We start from the raw sequence: 24441 nt of genomic DNA on the forward strand, positions 1-24441 counted from the left end.
CCTTCGAGAGCCTCAGGGTCCGCGGGGTTCGGGACCACCGAGGGCTGAGGCTCTCGAAGCCCGGCAAGCTCAGCACACATCTCGAAGCCCGGAAGGCTCAGGGTTCGAAACGTTACCGAGGGTTGAGCGGAGTCGAAACCCGGAATACACCCTTCGGCTCCGCTCAGGGTTCGATAAAAAATCCACTGCCAAACCTTTCTTAAGAATTTCTAAAAACATCTGGTAACATTTTTAAAATACATCTAATTGATGTATACTAGCGGCCTATCAAAAGGTAATAGCAATGGAAGACAATAAAATGCTCAAGTATATTGATAAAGTATTAGAAAATATGCCCAATGACTGGTTGAATCTAACTACGCATCGACTAGATATTTATGATGAAAAATTGGCGAAAGTTCAATTCTTGGAGCAGTTTGAAAACTTGTTTAATAACAATACTACTGACTCATCGGCGCTAAGTGAATTACCTACGGCTTTTGACTATATTCGATTAGGGCATCCATTGTCTTGCGTACTAGAATGGGTAATTGCTCATTCAAACAACCTACAACCAGATAATGTGATCAGTTTTGGATCGAAAACGGTTCCAATCTTGGCCGTTTTACGAAAGAATTTATTAGACAATAAAAACACCCAGATCCTTTATACCGATAAACTACCAGAATCCTTTGACGCTGAAATGCTAAGAAACGTTTATGGGTATACATTTGAACTGAAACGTATTGAAGAAGCATCTTCGGTTTCGGCCTTCGATGGAAGTACCATTTTTGTTTCGCAACAAGACGAAATTGATACTATTGATCTCAACCCAAATATTGACTTTTATATCAATACTTATGAGGGTTTAGGAAGTCTTATATTGGTGAATGGAAAACAAAACGAAAGCTATATTTCAGAAATTCAACATGTTCGAAGAAGAGAGACTGTTGCAATGACGCCTGCCAATTGTTTTACCGCCTTAAAGCTTTTGATAGACAAGTCGAATTCAGAACCCCATAAAAGTGATCTTGACACCAACAAAACAAAGGTTTTGGGTGCAATTGCGACGGTTACCGGCACAGATACAAAAGCATTGGTAGGTTCTAGCGGGTTATCGATTCAATATGCCATTTTGATGGGACTCGTGGACTATGCCCTGGAAAACCATACTGGAAAGGATATCAAAATCATAGTTCCCCCAAATTGCTATGGTGGAACAAATGACCAGGCAAGACGTGTTGCTGCCTGTATTGATAATGTCGAAATCGTGGATTTACCCGTAGATAGTGGTAATGATATGGTAGAAAGTATTGATACGGTTTTAGCAAAAATTGCTCATCAAGATGCTGTCCCTTATATTATTGCTGAAATCCCAACCAACCCGAGGGTTGAAGTCCCTAATCTTCTAAAATTAAAAGAGGTATTAAGTGCTGTACGCAAGACAGCAAGTGGTACTACTGCCGTAGATCCGGTTTTTCTCCTGGATCAAACCTTTTGTCCTAATGTACAATTTTTGGGTGAAGGTGAAATACTCTCGACCGTGAGGACCATTTCTTTTTCTAGCGGTTCGAAATTTCCAAGTGGTGGACTATGTACCGCCGGCTATTGTGTAGGAAATACAAAAACAGACGCTTTGATGCATAAGATTGAAATGCATCTAGGGCTTTGTGATAACGAGGCTACACCTCTTCAATATGAAATATTGGCAAAACAATTGCCTTCTATGAATCAACGCATTCGTGATGCGTACAAAAATACTCGTGAATTTGTAAACTTTATTCATGATACTTTACCAGAAGCAAAAATCAATTTTGTTTCGGAAGCACTAGCTAATCAGGGTTTTACACCCTCTGTTTTTTCATTAGACCTTCCAACCAAAGGAGCTACTGATGAAGAAAAGGAAACGTATAAAAGAGCACTTAATCATAAATTAATCAATTTAATGATTACCGAAATCCCTAACGAAAGTAAATACTGTGTAAGCTATGGACAATTAAAGGGATGTTACTGGACCATCCCCGCTACATCAACCCAAGGGACAACCAAAGAAGGCGACAAAGATTATATTGCTCGTGTAGCCCTTTCTCCTAATATGAACCTCGAACGTCATAAAGAGGTGTTTGCGAGTTTTGTGGAGGGTATTTGATTACCCTTCGACCCTTCGAGTAGCCTCAGAGTCCGAAGGGTTCGGAACGCTAACGAGGGCTGTACTTCGACAGGCTCAGCACACTTCTCGAACCCGGTAATAAATTATTAAGACCCCGCAGCAACAGCTACTACCTGTGGTTGGGGTTGAGGTTGTGGGTCGGTTTCTTTTATAGATTCTTTTGGGAGTTCCCGTGTTAACCAACCGCTTCTTCCTGCGGTGGCGATGGCGTATGGTGTGATCCAGAATAGTGTAAATGCAAAGAACAAACTATATGGGTATGCCCAAAGAGATTCTGCAGCATTGTGTTTCTTGGCATAAAACAACGCTTGGATACTCGAGAATATTAATATACTAGCAAATGTAGACGTAAAGAATAATAAAGGATACGTGAGTATAAAAAAGAACATCAACAATAAAGCCGGGTATGCCATTACCATTTTTAACCACTGATTCAATAGTAAGATTCTGGCTCCTACTTTTGATCCTTCTCTAAAATCGGTAAACGCAAAACGACTCATAGCGATGTTCTCGCGAATGTTGCTTCGTTCCCATCGTATAAACATCTTATACAAGTTCTTATATTTTTCTGGAGTATTGGTATATACCAAGGCATTGCGCTGGAAGAACACCTTATACCCTTGCTTTAAAATCATATTGGTCATCGCACGGTCCTCTCCTATTTTTGAAACTTGCCCCAAAAAGGTCTGGGTGATCCATTGTTCTAAACAATTAAAAACAGCTTCTCTACGATAAGCAGAGAGGGCTCCTGGGGTACATAACACAGAACCAATGGTACTTTGTGCAGAACGGATAAACTCAAAACTAAAGGCAAAACTCACATTCAACATCCTTGGGATGAGGGCTTTTTCCTTGTTCAACACACGAACATTTCCTGCTACGGCTCCACATTTCTCGTTCTTTACAAAAGGTGTGGTCATTACACGTAGCGTATCCTCATCTACTATAGAATCACTATCAACTGTAATAAACACATCACCAGTACCTAATTTGAATCCGCGATATAGGGCATGTCTTTTCCCCATGTTTTTGGGTTGTTGGTAGATTGCCACTCGATCCCCTAACTCGTCTTTGGCTTTACACATCCATTGCCAAGTATCATCTTTACTACCATCATCGATAGAGATAATTTGCAGTTTTTCTACCGGATAGTCACTGGCTACCAAACTCTTTAGAGTTTTATACACCAATTCTCCTTCGTTATAGGCTGGGACAATTACCGTACAAGAAGGCAACTCTTCATCAGATACCGAGTTCATGGGTCTGTATCGAAGGTATAATCTAAAAATAAAGATCAAGAAAGCGACTTTGAGGGTAAGTAGTGTTAATCCAAGGATCATTAAAGCAATACCTGATGGGGTGTTCATTCTTTCCAGGCGAATAGCTTCAAAATATGGATTTAAGAAATAAAATAAAGAAACGGCTCCAAAGAGTAATATAAAAGTACCTAGCAGTAGGAAGTTCGGAGAAGCAGTTGAAACAAATTTAATAATACGGTTGGTTAATCTAGTTGCATTTGGTTTTGATCCCATGATGTGTGTTTTGGTTATTTCCTCCACAGCAAGACCAATATTGATACCATTTTACCGTATCCTTGAAAAACAAGGGATTATGAATAATGCCATTTTCAAAAGTGTTGATATTTTACACACATTAGGAGTAATTTCCCCACTTTTTTGGGGACACTTCCACTTCGACTACGCTCAGTGAGCGTTCCCTATTCGTGCACTCAACCGTACACTGAGCTGCACACTGAGCTTGCCGAAGTGGGAGCCGAAGTGTACATCTATTAGTAGAAAACATTCTGCATAAAAAAAGAGATAACTGTTATGATTATCTCTTTTCCATGGCGATATGCCATGACTTGGGTTGCGTCTACTTTTCATTTTGATTATGTGCGTCTACTGGGGTACATGTAGCACATCTTTTAGGGGTTACTACTTTATAAACTAAAATTATTTGCTATTTGCGCATGGCATATCTGGAAGCGCCGGGTAACTCACTTATGAAATTGAAAATGTTAGACATACTAATTCCGAAAATATGGTAAAAATTTCTCATGACGGTTTACTTTAAATTAATAATTATTTACACTGACTGTATTATTTATTGAAGGTATAATCTGGGGCATCTGGTGTTTGAATTATCAAACGAACTATACTTAAAATACTTATTCCGAATATATTGTGAAAGTTTCTCATAACTACATCTTTTTTGTTTCCTTGTAGTAAAGGTACCACCAGAATACAGTTGTTTTTGTAGTTTTTCGACGAATGGTTTTCTCGGATAGTTAAATGGTAAGAAGGCTTAGACTAATGAATTTAGCAATATTAAAAGCAATCTATAACGTCCCAAAAACACTCAGATTATGCGCTTTTACCGTTGGATTTACTTTCGGTAGTATTGGTGACTTCTTTGGCCCAGGCAATCGCCTCTTCCAAATTATCAAAACTTTGGAAGGTACTACGCATAAAGAGCTTTTCGATCAAAGAAGTGATAAAGCCTTTTCTAGAATAGGTAACGATAGCATACCCTTTTAGCTTATATTCACTTTTGAAGAATTTGATCCAGTCGCTGGGTTTTACTGAATATGAATGTACTCGATTGGCAATAAGTACCAGGTTCTCCCCTTTTTGATCATACAACTCGCTTAGCTCCTTCACCACCGGAGCCGCATGGTCGTCCCAGGTATACACCACTCCTTCTTTAATTTCAGAAACAATGTAAGTGCTAAACATGTAATAATCCCCCCAGGGGTATTCTAATATTTGTATAGCGTCGTGATAAAAAGAAGAGTCTTTTACAAATCCCATAGTACAATCATTATATCATTCAAAACATGGTTCAAAGCCTTTGAACTACAGAGAAGAATTAATTGGCTTCAAAATTACTGATTAATTCTTTCTAAAACCAAGGAAAAAGCCCCATTTCTCTAACTTAATTTTTCAGTAATAATCTGTTTCTTTGTACTATAGAACCAAACAATAGTTGATCAATGATGCAAAAACACCACAACCAAAAATGGTTTACTTTTATTTTATTGTGTACCGTTTGTTTTTTTTCTTCCTGTTCGCAAAACAAGAGTTCTTTTTCTAAAGAAGATCTAGAAGCTCAACAGGCTTTTATTGATCTTATTGATTTGACACATAACACAATTGATAAGACTGCACTTATTGATTCGATACGTACCATGAAACTCCCTGCAAAAGAGCAAATCGTTAAATCCTATGAAACTGGTGGTTATGTAAACAAACACATTACGATTAGCGAAGAAGAACGACGTATCTATATGTATCATGATATCATTGCACTTATTAATGTAAAAGCAAAACAGTGTTTTCTACCTTCGGTGGATCATAATTTTAATGCAGGAGATTTTATATATAACATAGAACTTTGCTTGGGTGGATTATATCCAAAAATAAAAGATGATTTTTGGGCCAAATTCACCAAAGGGTACCCCATTGATAGCCGGATATTTTCTGAAATAAATACACTGCTGGCTCCACATGGTTCAGAAATGGGGATTGTGCACCTTTATGATGATCAGTTTTATTTTATCTTTTTTGAAACCAAAAACAAACCAAAAGTATATGCCATTTTTGATCGTCTAGGTCTTCAAATCGGAGATCAAAACACGTTTTTTAAAGATTTTAAGAGAGATTAGCGCCCTTTTCTCTGATCTTTCTTCTTCTTTCATAAAATAAATCTTGAAAGAATTGGTTATCAATATATAGGAGTTCACAACCAAATCTAAGAAACCATGAATAAGCTATTCACTTTTTTAGGTATTGTTCTTATCACTTCCATGTTATTGTACTGTTCTAGTGACGACAACGCTACCCCAAATCCAGATCCCGATCCAAATCCAACTGATGCTACCACAACCTTGATTAGTACCCTAAGTGTACCTTGGGAAATCCTATGGGGGCCCGATAATTTTCTTTGGGTAACCGAGCGTAACGGACGCATTAGCAGAATCAATCCCGATACTGGTGAGCAAATAGAACTCATTCGTATTGCAGCTGTAGAACAAGTACAGGAAAGCGGATTGCTAGGTATGGTTTTGCACCCCAACTTTGATTCGAATCCTTTTGTATATGCAGTATACACCTGCCAAAGTGGTAATAATTTGTTAGAACGTTTGGTACGCTTTACCTATGCCAATAATACATTGTCTGATGAAACTACCCTACTGGATAATATTCCTGCAGCGGGAATTCATAACGGATCACGATTGATGATCACCAATGATCTGCATCTTTTGATGACCACAGGTGATGCCGGGAATACCAGTTTATCTCAAAACTTAAATTCTCTGGCAGGTAAGGTCCTAAGAATTAACCTAGACGGAAGTATCCCTGCTGATAATCCTTTTACCAATAGTTATGTATATAGTCTAGGGCATAGAAACCCTCAGGGCCTGGTACGACATCCTAACGGAAATATCTATAGTTCAGAACACGGTCCGCAAAATGATGATGAAATCAATAGAATTGTTGCCGGAGCCAACTATGGCTGGCCAGAAGTGATGGGGGTTATCAATACTCCAGCCGAAGAAGCCTTTGCGGCAAGCACCACGGTGACCGAGTCTATTTTTAACTGGACACCAACCATAGCACCATCGGATTTAGCGTTTTATACAGGAACTGCAATCCCGCAGTGGACAAACAAGTTTTTGATGACTGTGCTGAAAGATCAAAAAATTGTTTCCCTTACGTTAAGCGATGATGGCAATACGATAACAGAAGAAGAATCCTTTTTTACAGGAACCTTTGGCAGGCTGCGAGATATCGCCATATCACCAGGTGGTAGAATTTTTATTGCTACCAACGGGGATTCTTATGGAGATACCAGTGCTACCCATCGTATTATCGAGATCAATAGTATTCCTTAATCGTTATACCAAATAACAGCTCAGTTGTAAGTAAGTTGAATAAATTTTATAGCTTTAGAACATAATTCACCTAAAACCATTGCTATGAAATTTATTTTACCTCTAATCTGTTGTCTGTGTATACAATCTGCTGTTTATAGTCAAAATACTGGAAAATCGGCTATAAAAGATGCAATTACAGTTCGCAGAACCTATATAAATATCTCTGCAGTTTCGGGAGAAGTTATTGACTCTATTAATAAAATTGAAAATAGAGCAGAAAGATCTATCTCACTAAAGAAAGATATATCTCAAGAAGATTTCGATAAGTTATGCAAGAACTTAAAATGGATCAAAAAACTCGATATACCTTATCTATCAAACATTACTAGTTTCAAGAGCATTTCTAATTTAACCGCTTTAGAAGAAATCTCTATAACAAATAGAAGATACAATAATTCGGATCGGGTATCTTTCGATATGAAACTTTTGTCTAAAGCACAACATCTGAAAAAGCTTAAGCTTTCAGGTTCAGCATTTACGAACATCGAAAGCTTGACTTCTTACAATAACATCGATTTTTTGAGCCTAAGCTCATTAGATTTAGAACAATTAGCGTTTTTAAAAGGTATGTCAAACCTTAAAAAACTTTTTATTTCTGGTGGCAATAAAAGATTAATGGATTATTCACCAATCGGTAGCTTGCAAGGCCTCGTTACTTTAGACATTTCTCAAAATGCTAACGCAAATGCCAATTCTTTAAAATCAATAAGTACTATCAGTTCTTTGGAAGAAATGAGTATGTTTGGCATAAGTGAATTAACTTCTTTAGATTTTCTTAATGGCAATGCGAATTTAACCTCTGTAACCATTAAAGCATGTCATAAACTTACCGATATCAAAGGACTTAAAGAAAAGACAAAACTTAAAAAAATAAACTTACGCGATAATACTAATCTTGTAGACATTACTCCACTACAAAGTGTCACTAATCTGGAAAGTTTACGTTTGGATCAAACCGCTGTAGAGGACTTAACTCCATTAACAGATTTGACTAAATTAGATTTTATCGACTTATCAAATACCAAAGTCACTTCGGTAGCATCTTTGGCAAAGGCTCCGGTACTAAGAGGTCTGATCCTAAAAAATACAGGTGTAAGTGACATTTCCCCTTTAGCTAACAAAAAGACCTTAAGACAACTTAATATCGTAAATACCAATGTAGAAGACGTTTCTTCACTACATGGTAGTCATGAGTATTTATCATTATATGTTAACTCTAATTTTGATCAAAATCAACTTGACGAGTTAAAAAAGGCTATACCTAAGCTAAAAGTCAGAAAATAATAACGATCAACTGTACCCTTACTATTATACAATAGGTGTAGGACCACCACCTGTAGGAGGTGGTGTTTTTGATAAACCGATATCCTTTAAAAATTTATTAGAAAATAGCACTGCCATCTCTGGTGATAACAACCTAGCACGTTGTTGTTCCCATTCTTTGGCTTTGCTACCAAACATATGATCCACTAGCCCGGGGAATGTCCAGGCGGCATTCTTACCCCAATGGATGGTAAACGGAATATTGTTCTGTTTCAACACCTGTATCATTCGGGCAGAGAACTCTTTTAAGCTCATCAGCTTATTGCTTTTTTTCCATAATACACCATCGATCTCTATCACACAAGTAATAGGAAACTTGGTAAACGCCAGCGTCGCCTCCGATTTTTTTACAAACCGCATTGCAAAGATCCCAGGTATTGGCCCTTCGTTTTTGGTTAGATCCGTTAGGATTTTTAAGGCTTTGGAAGAATGTTTATGATCTACTCCAAATGAACAAGCAAAAGCCGGACCTTGATAAGGTGCATCCCAAAAGGTTTCGTAGAGCGTCCCTGTGGTTTCTTCGTTTACGTCGGGTAAAATAGCATTTTCAAGTCGTTTAATAAACCACGGAATAGCCTTGGGGAATCGTTCGCTGATTTTTATCAATAGATAAATCAAATCTCTGTAAATCGATTTTTCTATGGTCGTAAAAGGATCTGGATATGGTGTTCGATACGGCTTTTTATACATCGCCTCTACCACATATTGACTGTCATTTATATAGGGATTGATAAAAACCTTGTAATGATAAGGTCGAAGTGGTTTGCCCGCTTGATCTACTTCCCCATCAATCTTAAACGTTGAGTTTTTAAAATCCATGGTATCCGACAGCTTCAATGCGGTCTGCTTATCTATTTTACGTACATAACGTTTCAACAAAAAACGATTTTCGGCTTCTATTAATACTCCATGTATAAAACCAAAAGAGCCTAACCCCACAACTGCGGCATTAAACAATGCATCATCACGAATCACCCGAGCCTTGATTTTTTGCGCAAAACTATCCTTGAGCGCAGGTTTTGTTTTTCTTTCCAGGTACACGATATCGGTATCCTTTGGTCCTACAATCAAGTTCAACCCTACTACATAATCTTGTATGGATCCCACGTCCAAAGCCGAACCATGTACTCCTGTTGCTATGCAACCGGCAATGGTTTGCCCGTTACTTGCTCCACTGGTTTTTAAGGATTTACCATGAGCTCCTAATGCTTTTGATATTTCCTTGATAGTGTTTCCACACTGAAAAAAGAACAAATTACTATGATGATATGGACTACTGGAGTGTACCTCTCCTGGTTGCACGGGCAAGTCGATATTCATATGACTATTAAAATGCATTCGATCTTTTTGATGTGCGATGCTAGACATAGACCAGCGTGATCCATACGGTCTAAACCCGTGACCATTATTATGAGCTTCGGTGATTAATCGCTGAATTTCTTTGGCCGCATCATTATATCGGTCTAAAGAAGATGGCATATTGGCCTTACCTTCTAGTTCTGTTACTTGTAATAGTTTGAGTGGAAATGGGCCATTGCGGTGTAATGTATCCCATTGTGTTTTCTGAAAATCTTTTGTTGTAGCCATGGTGGATTTAGTTTTCGGTTTTTGCACATACATATTTGATCCTTACTTTACGCTTACTTCCAAAAGTGACAAGGTATAATAAGGACCCTCCAAAAGTGTTTTTATATTCTACAGAATGTAGCTCCCCAGAGGCACAACCCTCTCTTTGTGTTTTGAGGCCTATTCCATCGGTAATTACTCCAGACTTAACGATGGTATCCAAAACAATCACTCGCTGGTTGCGATATCCATCATCGCTATCATTATTCGGATCAGGATTGGGTACACTATTTACCCCTACTATTTTTACCGAATAGCATGAAAAACATAAAAACAGAAGTGCGGCTGCCAGAAACATCGGTAGCCTTTTTGAAGCTTTTGACGGTGTCATATACATGGTTATTAAGTTTTAAAAACAACGAACTCTACCCTATCCTTGCCGGAAAGAGTGCATATGACGATTATAAATGTGGAGTATTGCTGATAAAAATAACAAGAAATCAAATCATATAAAACGGGGAAACACCCCTAATTCTGAAATTTTTCATCGAGAGATTGGGGTTGTTGAGAGAAAATTATGTTGATCTTGGTATAATTTGACGATATTACCACAGTTTTTACAGTCACACATAGACAGGGAACCCAAAATGACAATTAATGTTCTTCTTAAAAATAGAATCCTTAAACACACCCTATTTTGGATCATTTATCTATTGATCTGGATCTTACTGGATGTCTTATACGGATTTTCTTTTGAAAGAGCCACATACAACTATTTAGGATGTATTATAGAAATCCCATTCTATTACATCCATATGTATTATCTATGGCCGAAGTTCATTTCCAGGAAGAAATACGCTACTTATTTTATCATTTTTATTCCACTTTTGGTCCTGAATTCTTGGTTGGTACTGTTACTTCGGTATTATTTGGTTTTTCCATATCTATTAGAGCTAACCAACCCTCCTAAAGACTTTTTTGCCTTGCCAAGAATTCTTGGGTTAGCTAGATCTATACTATTATGGTTCGGACCCCCTACAGCCATCAAAATCTTACAAGATCATTTTACGAATAAGATCAATATAGAACGTTTGGAAAAGGAGAAGAAAATTAGTGAGTTGAATTTTCTGAAATCACAAATGAATCCTCATTTCCTATTCAACACCTTAAATAATCTATATTCGCTTTCACTCAAAAGTTCTAAGAAAACACCACAGGCCTTATTGCAATTATCAAATCTGTTATCCTATACCTTATATGACGCTAGTGAGGATCAGATTTCTTTGGAAAAAGAAATACAACACCTTAACGATTATATCGAGCTGGAAAAATTGCGTTTTGGAGATCGCTTGAATTTACAATTGGAGATGGAGGGAGATTTTAGTAAGGTGATGATTACACCGCTGATCATCATACCGCTAGCAGAGAATGCGTTTAAGCATTGTGCCTTGAATGAAAGAGGAATTGTGGATATATCCTTTAAAATTGCTGTAACCCAAAACCAATTACAGATCAACACTGTTAATCCTGTGGCTAATGTGCCCAAAGAAGACCATAAAAATGGGATTGGTGTACAAAATTTATCCAAGAGATTACAGATTATTTATCCCCAAAAACATACCTTTAAATTAGAAGAAAAAGCACAAAAGTTCTATACAGAACTGTGCATTGATTTGAATAACGCATGAATTCGATACGATGCATTATAGTAGACGACGAACCTCTGGCACAAGATGTCATATCAGGGTATATCGCAAAATTGGAATTCCTTACCGAGGTAGGAAAGTTTGATGATGCCCTATCCGCTATGGAGTACCTAAAAGATGATCAGGTAGATATTATCTTTTTGGATATCCAGATGCCGATGCTTAACGGTATTAATTTTTTGAAGACCCTGTCCTACACTCCGCATGTAATTTTTACTACAGCGCATAGAAACTATGCCGTAGAAGGGTTTGAATTGAATGCTATAGATTACCTAATCAAACCCATTCCTTTTTATCGCTTTGTACAAGCTGTAGAAAAAGTAAAGAAACAGTACACTGTTACCGAATCCAGCACTGTAGATCTTCCGGAAGCTGCATTTTTTAAGGTGGATAACAAGAAAGTAAAAGTAAAATACACCGATATCTTGTTTATTGAGAGTCTTAAAGATTATATCAAAGTAGTGCTTACTAATAGATCATTCGTTACTTATCAAACCTTATCTGGTATTTTGGAAATATTGCCATCTAATCAATTCGTGCAAATCCATAAATCATACATTATCAATTTTCATTACGTCAACGCGATCGAAGGGAATACTTTGGAAATTGAACACCATAAGATTCCTGTTGGGAGAAGCTATCGCGAAAAAGCACTGCAAAAAATATACAATACAGGTGACAAAGGTTGGAGATCCTAGTCTAGCTTTTTTCTGTTAATTCTCCTTCCACTCGACTCCCACCTTTTTGGCAAAATCTTGTATACTAGAAAGTCCTATTGCTGCCCTACGTTGATTAACGGATCCTGGTTCTTGAATCTCATAAAAAATCTTATTACCACTATCATCATAAGTGATTTGACTTCCATACCGCTGCGCTTCTCCCTGATTGATGAGCATTCGGTCGATAAGCCTGGCATAGTGTTGCGCCTGAGATTCCTTTTCTAATACCGAGGCTTTTAACAATGGAGCATATTTCTGTTTGGTAGCAACAGAGGCATGCTGCAAAATTGCCCATTGCGCTGTATTCCCTAAGCGGCCTACCTCTGTTATTCCTAACCAACCATATTGCTCTAGAATTGCAATAAGTTCTTTTTCTAAGATTTGATCTTGTTTTTCTACGACTTCCCAGAAGTATTCCGTTTCGTGAGAGGTGGATCCATATTGCTCTTCTACATCTTTGTACATCTTCCGAAAAAATTGATCTTTCATAAAAAGAATTTTGAGCTTGGTTTTTAATGAATCTTTGCTTTGATCCTGAGATATCACATTTTGACTATGCACAGGTAAAAAGTACATGCTAGCTAATAGTACTATGATGATTGTTCGCATTTTGATTGATGTTATCTTCCCTTTGGGTATCGATTGATGTTTTTGTACTGCCACAATAAGTTGATGATATTCCATTGTTCGTTGGTTTTAACCAAGTGCAGATATTCTACCCAATTATCTGAAACGAGTTTAACCGTAGCAATACGATGATAGACATCTAAGATAATGGCTTGGTTAGAAGGCTTTGGAGGAAACTTGGTCCCTGATTTGTTCCAGGATTCTGCAAAGGATACCATTTCCTTATAAGTAGTCTCATGAATACTATCTTTCTTGGTTTTCCAATCATTACGGAACGTCCTTTTTGCTAAATCAGGATGAAATACGCTACTCATCAGCTCTGGTTTTAACTCCTGCAAGGCTATCAAATATCCCAATGCCTTTTCTTTGATCTCCAAACTATCTTTTTTTGAAACCGAAGGTGCTATTTTGATTGCACTAGGAGCGGGAAAATTGACATCTCCCAAGAGTTTTCCATCTTTATCGTATCGTTGAATATGTACTAGTTCTCCTTTATCATTAAATTGCTGCACCGCTTTGGCATATTTCCATTGGTTGTTCGTTAATTTTCCCTTTTCATCCTGATAAGAAAACTCAACGTGATTCCCATTTTGATCATACACATCGCTATAGGAGGCTACTCCCACATTGTTCGCAGTAATCTTTAATTGTTCATTTAAATTGTAATTACATTTGGGAGATCCATCTTTTCTGTAGAGAATTCCTGTAATCCCGAATTCGAAGTAGGGCGAAATATCCATAAGGGTATTCCCTAAATCATATCGTTTTTCTATGACCAGCTTCTTATTTTTACTCCATCTATAGGTACTAATATTCCAATTAGAGTTCATCGGTTGATCATTTTCATCATAAAAATCCAAAGCGTACTTAAATCCTTTTTTATCATAAGTATAAACCTCTTTATACACTCCGCGATCATTGGTCATTCGATTTCCATTGATATCAAAAAACATACGTGTTTCTGAATTGGTGTCGTAGCTAAAAACCGTTCTATATGCCCCAATAGTAGCCAATGGATGCCTCTTGATTCTATGATAATTATGATTAATGATTTCGGCCAATTGATTGTCTGCAGTATACTTGAAAACATAATGGGCACTACGTGCAGCTTCTTGGGCATCTATTTCATGAATTCCTTTGATATCTACATGAGGAGAAACGTGATTGTAGCGTAAGTTTCGGAAATATCGCTCTTGTAGGTTTTCTTCAGCATGTATAGAAAATACAGACAATAGCAACATGAATAAGGATATCATTTTCATACAGTTTTGTTTATCGTTAGTATTGATAAACACCAAAGTAGATGAATAGCAGCTGGCAATTAAACTTTTTTGCTCAACTACGATGTTGGTATCCTAAAAAATATCAATATCTCGATATCCTGTTAGATGCAGTGAACTTTAGTTTTATCGAGATCATAATGACGTTTGTCCTTACTTTTGTGTAGAAGAGCTTTTAGCTGTGTAGTTCCAGTTCACTTTTTAATGCTAAATGATCCGTGATTTACTCTTTAATCAATTCTCCTGCTTTTTTGATTTTCTTGCCTGCCAGATTTCCTAGGCCATCATAACTAGCGTACTTATACAGATTATGCAGCGTGGGATAATTAAATACCGTACTGATGATATTATCCAACGTCTTCTTTTCTCGCACCAACTCCATCCCATAGTGGATAAGCTCTGTTGCGATATAACCAATAATGTGTACGCCCAGGATAACTTTGGTATTTCGATCAAAAATCAGTTTAAGATACCCGTTATCGGTATCTCCCATAATCATTCCTCTGGCTGTATCTCTAAAAAAACTATAACCTACACTGTATTCTATTTTTTGTGCAATCGCTTGTTCTTCGGTAATACCTACCATAGAAACTTCGGGGACGGTATATATGCCATAAGGAAATACATCGGTTAATGAAGGTAAATCCGCAGTATCAAACATATGGGTGATTGCTATTCTACCCTGCTCCATACTGGTACTGGCCAATGCAGGAAAGCCAATAACATCTCCAACCGCATAGATATTGGGGATGTTGGTTTGAAATTTATCATTCACCAAAATGGTTTCTCTTTTCCCTGTTTTGAGGCCAATTCGATCGCAATTCAACCCTTTGATACGCCCGCTTCTTCCTGCAGCAAATAGAAACATATCCACATTCAGAATCTCGCCAGACTTTAAGGTTAATCGTAAGGGTTTTTCATCATCTTCGGGTATTTCATAATCTACAATTGAATTATTAAACAAGATCTTGATATCGTTTTTCCGCATCTGATCCACTAATGATTCTGAAACTTCGGCATCCAGGAACCCTAAGATTTTATTTCTATCATTTACAATAAAGGTTTTGACTCCCATGGCTCCAAAGATGGTAGCATATTCGCAGCCAATCACCCCGGCTCCCAAAACACAGATAGATTTTGGAAAATGCTTGATGTTTAAGACCGTATCCGAATCCAAAATACGCTTGTTATCAAAAGGAATATTTTCTGGATGATAGGGATAGGATCCGGTAGCCACCAGAATAAACTTTCCGTAGATGATTTCTTCTATAGCTCCGGATATTTTGATATGATTTTGATCCTGAAAACTTCCGTACCCTTCAAATACCTGTATCCCATGCTTTTCTAAATTGTGCCCCACCGTTTTGTGCATATGATTGGTCACCACATTTTTACGATACAAAAAATCATGAACCCCAGTTTCTCGACCTACTTCCTTATCAACGCCAAAAACTCCTTTTTGATAAATCCCAGAAAGGTAGAGTGCGGTTTCTTTTAAGGTTTTTGAAGGCAAGGTTCCTGTTTGTACACCTGCCCCTCCATATTTTAGTTCTTTTTCGATTAAGGCTACTTTGTATCCAAAATAGGCAGCTTTTGCAGCGGCTTTTTCCCCGGCAGGCCCTGAACCGATAACAATAAGGTCAAACTTTTTCATATCGCGATTTATTTGGTAATCATATTCGTAATATCATCCCAAGAGGGAGTGTCTCTATTGATGTAATTATTGCATTTCTCATAGAAGATTTTGGCTGCTCCATCATCCGGATTTTGCTCCAATATCTTTGCAAACAAGGCTGTGGCTTCCTTTATTTTACTTTGTTCGATCAACTGTACTGCTTCATTGTACTCCTCCAAATAGGCTATTTTTTTTGTTTCCGAAGGAGATAAAAACTCATATACAGACAAAGTTTTGGTTTTTCCTTTTACCCGTACCTTATCCAAAAATCGATACTGAAATGCATCAGGTTTTTTTAGCTTCGAAATGGTAGCTTCGGTGCCAATGGTTTTTGCATGATAGAATTTGGTTAACCCTTCTACCCGAGAAGCTGTATTTACTGCATCAGAAATAACGGTCGTTTCCAAACGGTGATCATGTCCTATTGTTCCCAAAATCAAGTTCCCTGTATGTATACCAGTACCAATCTGAATGGCGGGTTTGTTTTCTTTTTTCAACTTAAGGTTAAAATCCTTTAGGAAAGCATCAAATTCGAATACTGTTTTGATAGCGTTGTCAGGATTTTTGGGAAATAAGGCCATTACCGAGTCCCCAATAAACTTATCAATAAAACCACCATTGGATCTGATGATGGGCACTACTCCATTAAGATAGGCATTAATAAAGTCAAAGTTCTCTTGAGGACTTAGACTTTCCGAGATTTTGGTAAACTCGCGGATATCTGAAAAAACGATGGTCATTTCTCGTTCCACCTGGTCTCCCAACATGACTTCTTCTATACTCTTTCTACCTAAGTTATTCAGGAACTCCTGGGGTACAAAACGACTATTGGCCTCACTTAATCGTAACAACCTTTTATTGGCATTGGCCAGTTCTTCGGTACGCTCGTCTACTTTTTGTTTAAAAAACTTCAATCGTGAAATCACTTCATCCTTCAAAAAAGAGAAGTTACGGGTTAATTTACCGATTTCGTCTTCTGTACGCACCATCGGATGCTCAGACTCGAGTGTAAACTTACTATCTACAAAGCGAGTGATATGATTAGTAAGCTCGGTAAGTGGTCGAGTTATCTTTTTTGAAATGTAGGTACTAATGAAAACGCTACCTCCTACCAAAACCAAGGTGATAATGATGAAATACCAGGTGAGGCGCCTAAACTCGTTTTGTTCCCATTGTTTGGTAAGGTCAATAATATAGTTAAAGTTAATTTCTGCCACATTTATTTCGTTATCCAACAGCTCCTTAAGCCCTGAATTGTCCCTGATCCCAATACGCTCGTCCAGATCTACTAATTGCAAGAATTTTCTTTGGTAACTATCCACATAAAACAGAATTTCTTCTTTTCGTTTCCTAGAAATCGGGCGTTGGGAGATTCGTGTTCGAATATCTCTTATCCTTCTTCTGAATCTGGATACATAACTTTTTTCATTTCTGATGATATAATCCTTTTCATGCCGTCTGAGATAGAGTACGTCTTTGGTGGGGATTTCTGGTGCACGCTCTAGCCAATGTGCATCTCTTCGCATAGAACCTTCTAGATTATGATCCTTATACCCTCTGGCTTGAATTTGAACAATAAGATCTAAGAAAATAGAATCTATCCGAGTGATATCTGATTTTATCTCGCCGATGACCTGATTTAACTCTTGCTCTTTTGAAAAATCAATTTGTTCTAAACCATATCGGGTGCTGTCTAGTAGTTTCAAGTAATAATTCAGGTATTCACTGTCTCCTGTTCTAAAAAACCTTTGGCTTTTGGTTTCATAACTAAAAAAATCCTGTTGTGCCTTTACACTTTTGAGCAACAATGCATAGGAGCGTTCAATTTCTTTGGTACGTGAAAGGATTCGTTCTCTTTTGTTGATATACGTAAATGACAACGTTATTATCAGCAAACTAAAGGTGATAAAAACCAGAAACCAAAATAACAAACGATGTCTAAAGGTCCGAAACATAGTAAACCGTCATTTATGTTTTATGTAATCATAATCCCTAATTATTTTAGCATTGATTAGGTTATCAGATCCGATATTGGTATCTTTTGATTATGAATTTTGGTCTATTATTAGTGGCTCATTGGATGGGGGATTATGTATTTCAGTCCTCAAAAATGGCTATGGGCAAAAGTCAGCACCTAAAATGGCTCTCTATTCATACTCTGGTGTATACTGCTGTTCTTCTTTTTTTCTGCATCTGGATCTTCGACATCAAAACAGCGATTCTCTACACATTGGTTAATGGAGTACTCCATGGGGTCACCGATTTTTTTACTAGTAAATTAGCCGCAAAATACAGTGAAAAACCCAGGATTTTCTTTCCGATACTGGGAATGGATCAACTGATCCACACGGCAATTTTATATTTTACCTTCCTCCACATAGATTTTCTGACTTCTCTAAGCCTTTAGAACTACATAAATCTAACGAATAATCCTCCCTTAAGCAAACTTATTACAAGGTTTCTATGTTAAGTTTTCACAAGCTAAGTGGCTTTCATTCAATAAAATATTGTTAAGGATTCTATAAAATTGATTTGGAATTTTTACGGTTTTTCCGTAATTTCATCATCCCTTAAATCAAAATATACCTGCTTATGCAAAAAATTACTCTTGAGCAACAGTTCAATGCTCGACATTTAGACGTTAAATACAAAGACATTTGGGATAGAGGAATCCATCTATTCACGATCAACGATCGCAATCGCGACTTTTATTACAGTATTTTTTATGTAGACCTCTTATTTGCTGAAGTTATTTATAACAAGCTTAACGGAGAGATTATGACCATAAAAAGCTTTAGTGATAAGTCCAAGATGCTATTTTACCTAAGAGAAGACTTCTCTTAACCCTTAGCTCTTTTTCCTATACCAAATATTAAGTATAAGTCCGGTAACCACCAATAGGGTTCCTACCAGACTTAGAACCGGATATTGGTCTCCAAACCAAAAAACTCCGGCTACCATGGTAAAAAGTACCTCTACATACTTTAGAGATACCACTTTATTGGTTGCCTGGGACTGGAATGCCTTTGTCATAAACAACTGTCCGAAGTATCCAAAAACCCCTAAGCTTAACAGTAATACCCATTCTATGCCCTTTGGTGTTGTCCAATCAAAAATGGATAACACACCTCCTACCACTACCGAGATCCACATAAAGTAGTTAACAATCACAACAGGATGGTCTCTTTGCCCAATTTTACTGATCAGTACATATACAATTCCACTAAAAAAGGCTGAAATCATGATCAATAGAAACCCGAAAGAATCGATATTAGGATCAAAGCCCTTGATCATTAATACTCCTGAAAACGCCATTAAGAAAAATAGCCATTGTACATGTTTTACGTGCTCTTTTAAGAAAACAACTGCAAGAATTGTAGCAAAGATTGGTGATAAGTACCGTAAAGACACTGCAGAACCGATAGGCAAGTAATTTACCGACATAAAAAACAATCCCATAGAAGTAACCCCTGCAAGTCCTCGTGATATCAATAATACCTTTTGATTTCCCAGAATAGGTATCTTATGCCATAGCAGATAACTCATCGTAAAAAACAGGGATCCAAAAGCCCTAAATAACACTAGCTGTCCACTACCGTAGTGTGCTAAGTATTTTACGAACAAATTCATTACTGTAAAAGACACAGCGCTGAGGAGCATAAAATAGATAGCTTTCTTCATACGGGAAGTAAAAATACACCTTCAAAAAAGATTATACCTGCTTTTTGGGTAGATTTTATGGTTTACAAATCAAGCCTAAACACCTTTTTCAATCTATTCGCCTGGTTCTCAGGAATCCCAGCTTTTTCGGCGTATTCATTCCATCGGGAGATCACCTCTTTTATTTGTGCAATTGCTTCTCTACTTCCTTTATAGCTGATCTTATCCCCTACAGCGATAAGATCTTCCAAAACAAAATCGTCTCTTTTACCATTAATGGACATTTGGTGCATGCTTGTCCAGATCCCAACAGGATTATAAGAATACGTAATATCATATGCTGGCGAGAGTCGCCATGTACCTTCCTGATCCATTAGAAAGGATATGTTTTTGGTATGATCATCCTGATTACGGGCAATAACATTAAACAGCATTCTTTTGTACAGTTGAATGGCATCAGTATGGGGTAATCGCAACTGTCGCATGATCTCAAAAGCATTTTCGTAAGAATACGCTCCAGGAGACTTGTAATCAAAATGTGCCAAAGAGCATAAGGTCTGCATATGCATCTTTTGATCATTCCCTACACGATCAAATCGTCTGGTCATAAAGTGCGCACGATCATTTTCTTCAAAAAGCAGGGATTTTTCCATCTCTATACCACAATCCAGTGCCATCAAATAGTATGCATATTCTATTCTACCATATCCTTGAGGATCTCCCAAGGCAGCATCATTTACTCCGTCAAACTTAAATATGTAATGTTCAAAACCATCCGGTGCTTTGGTTTGCCCGGATCGTATCTCATTGGTCTTATCATTGAAAGCAATGATCGCCTTAGCACGTTGTCCTCCGGCAGATGTACCTACTTTGATCAACTCATTAAGATGTTCGGTTTCTGCTAGATTAAGCTGTAGCTTTTCCCTTGTGTTTAGTATTTTTTCTGCCAGACCCGTTAATTTATCAACTTCCAGGACTGTTGTCTTGGCTTTACCAATGTTTTTTGCCGGTTGAAACTCCAAAGCTCCCATTCCTCTGGTACCGATATAACACAGGCGATCCAAAGGGGTAAACTCTGATTTTGGAATATTATTTAAAGCTAACCACTGATCAATTAATCGATTTCCGAAGTCGTCTGGTAATACATCAGACAACATTCCCGGCAAACCGCGATAGGTTTCCTGATTGAGGTTGGGAAAACTGTATATTCTATTTGTAGAGGTTTGTAAAGGCATATGTATGGGCGAAACATCTAAGTTTTTCGACAAAAACGAAGGAAAAAACTCAAAAGATCCAAAGTTTCTGGTTTTATCCCAACTTAATGCGCCTAATTCATTTCCCCATAAGGTGATCTTAATAACATCTACCATGATGTATCGTCATTTTTAGGTTTATTACTTCGAGAAGCTCTTTCTCGTTCTTTGCCTTTTAGTTTTAACAACTCAATTGGGCTAACACCTGGAACGGGAAGTAACTTATTTAAGGCTTCCAAATCTCCAAAGGCACGTAATATTTGAACGAAAGTAAGTAGCGTAGTAGTCTTTCCAGATTCAAAATTTTTGATGGTCTGCACATGAACACCAGCTCTTTTTGAAAGCTCATCCTGCGTGATATTAAGATTTAATCGTTTCTGTTTTATACGTTGAGTAAGCTCTATTAACACCTGCTCATCTGATAAATTATTCATATTCATAACAACTCAATAAAATATAGCATAATATACAATACAATCAATTTAATATTTCAAAGTATAAAAAAATATACTTTAGACAAAAATTCAATACAAATATAGCAAAGTATAATGAAATATATTTTAAAATAATATTAAATTATTAATGTATACCTAAATATACCTTAATAATTTGATTAGAATGAAATATTGCAATTATATACTAACAAACATAAATACGGCACTTATTAAAACGCTTTAGGTAACATCCCATAATATATTGTTTATCAATATTTTATATTAATTATAACTACAAAAAAACAGCATATAAACAAGCAACATTTAACGGTTATCATAATATTTATTACCTTCGCTACTGTAATCCCCCGAATTACTATTATGAAAAAGCTGATTGTTATTCTGCTGCTTTTTTTGACTCCTATTCTCACCTATTCCCAAATCCATAAAGTTTTGGATTCGGAGCAGGGTTCCCCTATTTCGTATGCCACGATCTCTTTTGGAAATGGTAACGGTACTTTTGCCGATGCCAATGGTAATTTTATGTTTTCCAAAAAATGGTATCCAGATATCGATTCTTTATATATCTCTGCCATGGGATATAAAGAACTAGCGCTTTCTACCCATAATATGCCTAAAAAGATATTTCTGACACAAGATGTCTCTGAGCTGAAGGAAGTAGTTGTGGTTGCTGAAAGAAAAAGAAAATACAAAACCAAAAAGATCAGTGCTGAGGTGCATAAAGACTATTTTAGATGTTGGTTGCCTACTGTAGAATCTGAAATTGCTGTGTTTTTCCCCAGAAATCCTGAAAAATCTACAAAAATAGCTTCGGTATACCTGCCTGTTAAAGTAGAGTCATCGAATAAAAATGCAACCAGAAATCAACGCTTTTCTACTTTGTTCAAAATGCAGTTTTACGCCAATAATAATGGTGTACCTGGCAAGCACCTTACCTATGAAGACATTATTTTCAGGGTAACCGATCAGGATAAACCTAATTTTGAACTGAACATTTCAGAATATAAAATTTACATCCCAAAGGACGGTGTCTTCATCTCCATTCAAGTTTTAGGATATACCGATAAAGAAGGTAAACTCCAGCAAACCAAGAAATATCATGAGGTAGAGACGCGCAAGGGAATGGTAAAGGTTTCTACCACGTTTAGACCCTTACTTCCATTTACTGACAAAATTGAAGGATATAAAACGTTTACCAGAAGGATATTTTATAAAAACCGCACTTGGCAACGATTTGATGAAAAGTACAGCGCTAACAATAATCTGATCAAAAACAATGATATGAATTATGGAATGGGGCTTAAATTACATCTCTACGAAGATGAGTAGTATAAATTGAAGCTAGTCTAGAAACGATCTTCTTTTCTCATTAAACTGCACCGCTACTTCTCTACTCTTTTCTTGCAATGTTCTATGCTCTGCATGAGCTACAGCATCAGATATGTTTAAGTAATGATGATTCTTACCCAATTTATCGGTAAATCCAGATCTCTTTAAAAAATCCCGTACAGGACCAATTGTCCCTGCAATTAATAATTGAATTCCCTGCCTTTCGAGATATTCATGAATGTCCTCAAACACATGCAAGCCTGTACTGTCCATATCATGCATATTGGTATTATCCAAGATCAAAAACTTGGGCATAACGTCCCTTTTGGAAACATACGACTGAATTGCATCTTTAAAAAAACCAGCATTTCCAAAATATAGTTGATTATCAAACCGTATGATCATATATTCTTGTGAGCGTTTTGCCTCAGGGAATCGATTTACGTTTCGATAATAAGTTGTACCAGGGATATTTACCAACTCTGCTATATGAGGCCTAGAGCTATAATACTGCAAAAAAACAAAAGAAAGGATCACTCCTATAAAAATCCCGTTTTCTACACCAAATACCAAAGTACCCACAAAAGTGATCATCATTACAAAAAAGTCTCTCCTCTTAACCTGATATAAATACTTAGCTTCGCTAACATTGATCAAACCAAAAACCGAAACCAAAATAATGGCGGCCAATACGGATTTTGGAATGTAGTAAAAGAATTGCGTAAGAAACAATAGCGATAGCACCACCATCAATGCAGCTATCATCGAGGAAATCGTAGTTTTAGCGCCGGCTTCGTCATTAATTGCAGTTCTACTATAACTCCCAGAAGAAGGTACCGCAAGAAAAAAAGCACCGATCACCTTTGCCATTCCCAAAGCAAAAAGTTCCTGATTGGGTCGCACTACATGATCCCTATTCTTCATCTCCATAGATTTGGCAATCCCTATACTCCCTACATACCCAATAAAAGTAACGGTCAACACACTAGGAATTAGTGCCATCATATCTTCATAACTCATAGGAGGAATTTGAAAAGAAGGCAATCCACTGGGGACCTCTTTGATTACCGAAACCCCTTTGTCATGCAATCCAAAAAAATAGGTCACTAAAGTAGTGATCAAAAGCATCAATAATGCTCCAGGAAATGATCTCTTCCATTTCTTAAGCAGCATAATCGCTAAAATCGAAAATAAGCACATCCCAAAGGTGATCCACTCTATTTCTCCAAGATGTAATAAAGCATAACTTACGGTTTGATACGTATGTTTTACATCAGGAATAGACATCCCTAGACTTTCTTCTAATTGTGATACGATAATTATTATGGCTGCAGCCGAGATAAAGCCAGAAATCACAGGTTGGGAAATCAAGTTAACCAAAAATCCCATTCGCAGCAGACTCATCAGTATCTGGGTAATTCCAATTAAAAACCCTAGAAAAAGAACTAGACTTACAAAGTGTTCTGAAAAAGGATCTGCCAGCTCGCTTACTCCGCTCATTACCAAAATTGCAGTAACTGCAACAGGACCAATACTTAACTGCTTAGAAGTTCCTAATAACGCATAGATGATTAACGGCACCAAACAGGCATACAACCCATAGATTGGGGGTACCCCCATTAGCAACGCATAAGCAATCGCCTGAGGAATCAGCACTACACCTACCGTTATTCCGGCAATAGCATCAGATCGAAAAACTGCAGATTTGTATTGCCCGTTCTTAAAGGTTTGAAGAAATGGAATTATTTTGTGTAAAGCTT

At 37.2% G+C, this 24441-nt stretch carries 21 protein-coding genes; 9 read left to right on the forward strand and 12 right to left on the reverse strand.

Going from position 1 to position 24441, the window contains the following annotated elements:
• The first annotated feature begins 283 nt into the window (after nucleotides 1-283).
• Nucleotides 284-2128, forward strand: a complete 1845-nt coding sequence (locus tag BUE24_RS03555) for a PLP-dependent aminotransferase family protein (RefSeq protein ID WP_073313966.1) — start codon at nucleotides 284-286, stop codon at nucleotides 2126-2128.
• 107 nt (nucleotides 2129-2235) lie between these two features.
• On the opposite strand, the gene BUE24_RS03560 is transcribed toward BUE24_RS03555, so the two are convergent.
• Both BUE24_RS03560 and BUE24_RS03565 read right to left on the reverse strand, forming a co-directional pair.
• Nucleotides 2236-3681: a glycosyltransferase family 2 protein gene (locus tag BUE24_RS03560; protein WP_073313968.1), complete on the reverse strand. Its 1446-nt coding sequence runs from the start codon at nucleotides 3679-3681 to the stop codon at nucleotides 2236-2238.
• An 834-nt stretch (nucleotides 3682-4515) separates the two neighbouring features.
• Entirely contained in the window at nucleotides 4516-4962 is a 447-nt protein-coding gene (locus tag BUE24_RS03565) for a hypothetical protein (protein ID WP_073313969.1), read from the reverse strand.
• A gap of 182 nt (nucleotides 4963-5144) precedes the next feature.
• On the opposite strand from BUE24_RS03565, the gene BUE24_RS03570 reads away from it, so the two are divergent.
• The 3 genes from BUE24_RS03570 (at nucleotide 5145) to BUE24_RS03580 (ending at nucleotide 8372) form a co-directional block, all read left to right on the forward strand.
• On the forward strand, nucleotides 5145-5816 hold the full coding sequence (locus tag BUE24_RS03570; protein WP_073313970.1) for a hypothetical protein: 672 nt from the start codon (nucleotides 5145-5147) through the stop codon (nucleotides 5814-5816).
• A gap of 96 nt (nucleotides 5817-5912) precedes the next feature.
• Nucleotides 5913-7046: a PQQ-dependent sugar dehydrogenase gene (locus BUE24_RS03575; protein WP_084549381.1), complete on the forward strand. Its 1134-nt coding sequence runs from the start codon at nucleotides 5913-5915 to the stop codon at nucleotides 7044-7046.
• Between the two features lie 84 nt (nucleotides 7047-7130).
• On the forward strand, nucleotides 7131-8372 hold the full coding sequence (locus tag BUE24_RS03580) for a leucine-rich repeat domain-containing protein (protein ID WP_073313971.1): 1242 nt from the start codon (nucleotides 7131-7133) through the stop codon (nucleotides 8370-8372).
• 24 nt (nucleotides 8373-8396) lie between these two features.
• Here BUE24_RS03580 and BUE24_RS03585 read toward each other — a convergent pair whose 3' ends face one another.
• Both BUE24_RS03585 and BUE24_RS03590 read right to left on the reverse strand, forming a co-directional pair.
• Nucleotides 8397-9998 (reverse strand): FAD-binding protein, encoded by a 1602-nt coding sequence (locus tag BUE24_RS03585; RefSeq protein WP_073313972.1) that lies wholly within the window; start codon nucleotides 9996-9998, stop codon nucleotides 8397-8399.
• Nucleotides 9999-10005: 7 nt separating this feature from the next.
• Nucleotides 10006-10368 carry a hypothetical protein gene (locus BUE24_RS03590; protein WP_139241906.1) on the reverse strand — a complete coding sequence of 121 codons (363 nt, stop codon included), beginning with the start codon at nucleotides 10366-10368 and terminating at the stop codon, nucleotides 10006-10008.
• 256 nt (nucleotides 10369-10624) lie between these two features.
• Between BUE24_RS03590 and BUE24_RS03595 the strand changes: the two genes are divergently transcribed.
• Nucleotides 10625-11665: a sensor histidine kinase gene (locus tag BUE24_RS03595; protein WP_073313974.1), complete on the forward strand. Its 1041-nt coding sequence runs from the start codon at nucleotides 10625-10627 to the stop codon at nucleotides 11663-11665.
• Entirely contained in the window at nucleotides 11662-12381 is a 720-nt protein-coding gene (locus tag BUE24_RS03600; RefSeq protein ID WP_073313975.1) for a LytR/AlgR family response regulator transcription factor, read from the forward strand. The genes BUE24_RS03595 and BUE24_RS03600 overlap by 4 nt, the downstream gene beginning before the upstream one ends.
• Nucleotides 12382-12396: 15 nt before the next feature.
• Here the strand turns inward: BUE24_RS03600 and BUE24_RS03605 are convergent, their stop codons facing one another.
• The 4 genes from BUE24_RS03605 to BUE24_RS03620 form a co-directional block, all read right to left on the reverse strand.
• Complete coding sequence (locus BUE24_RS03605; protein ID WP_139241907.1) at nucleotides 12397-13086, reverse strand: DUF6624 domain-containing protein; 690 nt, start codon at nucleotides 13084-13086, stop codon at nucleotides 12397-12399.
• Nucleotides 13023-14285 (reverse strand): nuclear transport factor 2 family protein, encoded by a 1263-nt coding sequence (locus BUE24_RS23580; protein ID WP_170864543.1) that lies wholly within the window; start codon nucleotides 14283-14285, stop codon nucleotides 13023-13025. Before BUE24_RS23580 ends, BUE24_RS03605 begins: the two co-directional genes overlap by 64 nt.
• A 247-nt stretch (nucleotides 14286-14532) precedes the next feature.
• Nucleotides 14533-15963, reverse strand: a complete 1431-nt coding sequence (gene sthA, locus BUE24_RS03615; protein WP_073313978.1) for a Si-specific NAD(P)(+) transhydrogenase — start codon at nucleotides 15961-15963, stop codon at nucleotides 14533-14535.
• A gap of 8 nt (nucleotides 15964-15971) precedes the next feature.
• Nucleotides 15972-17879, reverse strand: coding sequence for an adenylate/guanylate cyclase domain-containing protein (locus BUE24_RS03620; protein WP_170864544.1), 1908 nt, complete (start codon nucleotides 17877-17879; stop codon nucleotides 15972-15974).
• A 152-nt stretch (nucleotides 17880-18031) separates the two neighbouring features.
• Between BUE24_RS03620 and BUE24_RS03625 the strand changes: the two genes are divergently transcribed.
• Entirely contained in the window at nucleotides 18032-18391 is a 360-nt protein-coding gene (locus BUE24_RS03625; protein WP_073313982.1) for a DUF3307 domain-containing protein, read from the forward strand.
• Between the two features lie 185 nt (nucleotides 18392-18576).
• Nucleotides 18577-18828 carry a hypothetical protein gene (locus tag BUE24_RS03630; RefSeq protein ID WP_073313983.1) on the forward strand — a complete coding sequence of 84 codons (252 nt, stop codon included), beginning with the start codon at nucleotides 18577-18579 and terminating at the stop codon, nucleotides 18826-18828.
• Between the two features lie 3 nt (nucleotides 18829-18831).
• On the opposite strand, the gene BUE24_RS03635 is transcribed toward BUE24_RS03630, so the two are convergent.
• The 3 genes from BUE24_RS03635 to BUE24_RS03645 form a co-directional block, all read right to left on the reverse strand.
• Nucleotides 18832-19665: a DMT family transporter gene (locus BUE24_RS03635; RefSeq protein WP_244548109.1), complete on the reverse strand. Its 834-nt coding sequence runs from the start codon at nucleotides 19663-19665 to the stop codon at nucleotides 18832-18834.
• 62 nt (nucleotides 19666-19727) lie between these two features.
• A complete protein-coding gene (locus tag BUE24_RS03640) occupies nucleotides 19728-21014 on the reverse strand; it encodes a type II toxin-antitoxin system HipA family toxin (protein WP_073313987.1) in 1287 nt (428 codons plus the stop codon).
• Entirely contained in the window at nucleotides 21008-21331 is a 324-nt protein-coding gene (locus tag BUE24_RS03645; RefSeq protein WP_170864545.1) for a helix-turn-helix domain-containing protein, read from the reverse strand. Before BUE24_RS03645 ends, BUE24_RS03640 begins: the two co-directional genes overlap by 7 nt.
• Nucleotides 21332-21712: 381 nt before the next feature.
• On the opposite strand from BUE24_RS03645, the gene BUE24_RS03650 reads away from it, so the two are divergent.
• Entirely contained in the window at nucleotides 21713-22681 is a 969-nt protein-coding gene (locus BUE24_RS03650) for a carboxypeptidase-like regulatory domain-containing protein (protein ID WP_073313991.1), read from the forward strand.
• Between the two features lie 12 nt (nucleotides 22682-22693).
• Here the strand turns inward: BUE24_RS03650 and BUE24_RS03655 are convergent, their stop codons facing one another.
• On the reverse strand, nucleotides 22694-24427 hold the full coding sequence (locus tag BUE24_RS03655; RefSeq protein ID WP_073313993.1) for a sulfate permease: 1734 nt from the start codon (nucleotides 24425-24427) through the stop codon (nucleotides 22694-22696).
• Between the last annotated feature and the right edge of the window lie 14 nt (nucleotides 24428-24441).

It is taken from the genome of Aquimarina spongiae, from assembly GCF_900141785.1.
Taxonomy (GTDB): domain Bacteria; phylum Bacteroidota; class Bacteroidia; order Flavobacteriales; family Flavobacteriaceae; genus Aquimarina; species Aquimarina spongiae.

Excerpts from the sequence above, each read along its gene's own strand:
- BUE24_RS03555 (WP_073313966.1), top strand. The coding sequence starts at position 284 with ATGGAAGACAATAAAATGCTCAAGTATATTGATAAAGTATTAGAAAAT.
- BUE24_RS03560 (WP_073313968.1), bottom strand. The coding sequence starts at position 3,681 with ATGGGATCAAAACCAAATGCAACTAGATTAACCAACCGTATTATTAAA.
- BUE24_RS03565 (WP_073313969.1), bottom strand. The coding sequence starts at position 4,962 with ATGGGATTTGTAAAAGACTCTTCTTTTTATCACGACGCTATACAAATA.
- BUE24_RS03570 (WP_073313970.1), top strand. The coding sequence starts at position 5,145 with ATGATGCAAAAACACCACAACCAAAAATGGTTTACTTTTATTTTATTG.
- BUE24_RS03575 (WP_084549381.1), top strand. The coding sequence starts at position 5,913 with ATGAATAAGCTATTCACTTTTTTAGGTATTGTTCTTATCACTTCCATG.
- BUE24_RS03580 (WP_073313971.1), top strand. The coding sequence starts at position 7,131 with ATGAAATTTATTTTACCTCTAATCTGTTGTCTGTGTATACAATCTGCT.
- BUE24_RS03585 (WP_073313972.1), bottom strand. The coding sequence starts at position 9,998 with ATGGCTACAACAAAAGATTTTCAGAAAACACAATGGGATACATTACAC.
- BUE24_RS03590 (WP_139241906.1), bottom strand. The coding sequence starts at position 10,368 with ATGACACCGTCAAAAGCTTCAAAAAGGCTACCGATGTTTCTGGCAGCC.
- BUE24_RS03595 (WP_073313974.1), top strand. The coding sequence starts at position 10,625 with ATGACAATTAATGTTCTTCTTAAAAATAGAATCCTTAAACACACCCTA.
- BUE24_RS03600 (WP_073313975.1), top strand. The coding sequence starts at position 11,662 with ATGAATTCGATACGATGCATTATAGTAGACGACGAACCTCTGGCACAA.
- BUE24_RS03605 (WP_139241907.1), bottom strand. The coding sequence starts at position 13,086 with ATGGAATATCATCAACTTATTGTGGCAGTACAAAAACATCAATCGATA.
- BUE24_RS23580 (WP_170864543.1), bottom strand. The coding sequence starts at position 14,285 with ATGATATCCTTATTCATGTTGCTATTGTCTGTATTTTCTATACATGCT.
- sthA (WP_073313978.1), bottom strand. The coding sequence starts at position 15,963 with ATGAAAAAGTTTGACCTTATTGTTATCGGTTCAGGGCCTGCCGGGGAA.
- BUE24_RS03625 (WP_073313982.1), top strand. The coding sequence starts at position 18,032 with ATGAATTTTGGTCTATTATTAGTGGCTCATTGGATGGGGGATTATGTA.
- BUE24_RS03630 (WP_073313983.1), top strand. The coding sequence starts at position 18,577 with ATGCAAAAAATTACTCTTGAGCAACAGTTCAATGCTCGACATTTAGAC.
- BUE24_RS03635 (WP_244548109.1), bottom strand. The coding sequence starts at position 19,665 with ATGAAGAAAGCTATCTATTTTATGCTCCTCAGCGCTGTGTCTTTTACA.
- BUE24_RS03640 (WP_073313987.1), bottom strand. The coding sequence starts at position 21,014 with ATGGTAGATGTTATTAAGATCACCTTATGGGGAAATGAATTAGGCGCA.
- BUE24_RS03645 (WP_170864545.1), bottom strand. The coding sequence starts at position 21,331 with ATGAATAATTTATCAGATGAGCAGGTGTTAATAGAGCTTACTCAACGT.
- BUE24_RS03650 (WP_073313991.1), top strand. The coding sequence starts at position 21,713 with ATGAAAAAGCTGATTGTTATTCTGCTGCTTTTTTTGACTCCTATTCTC.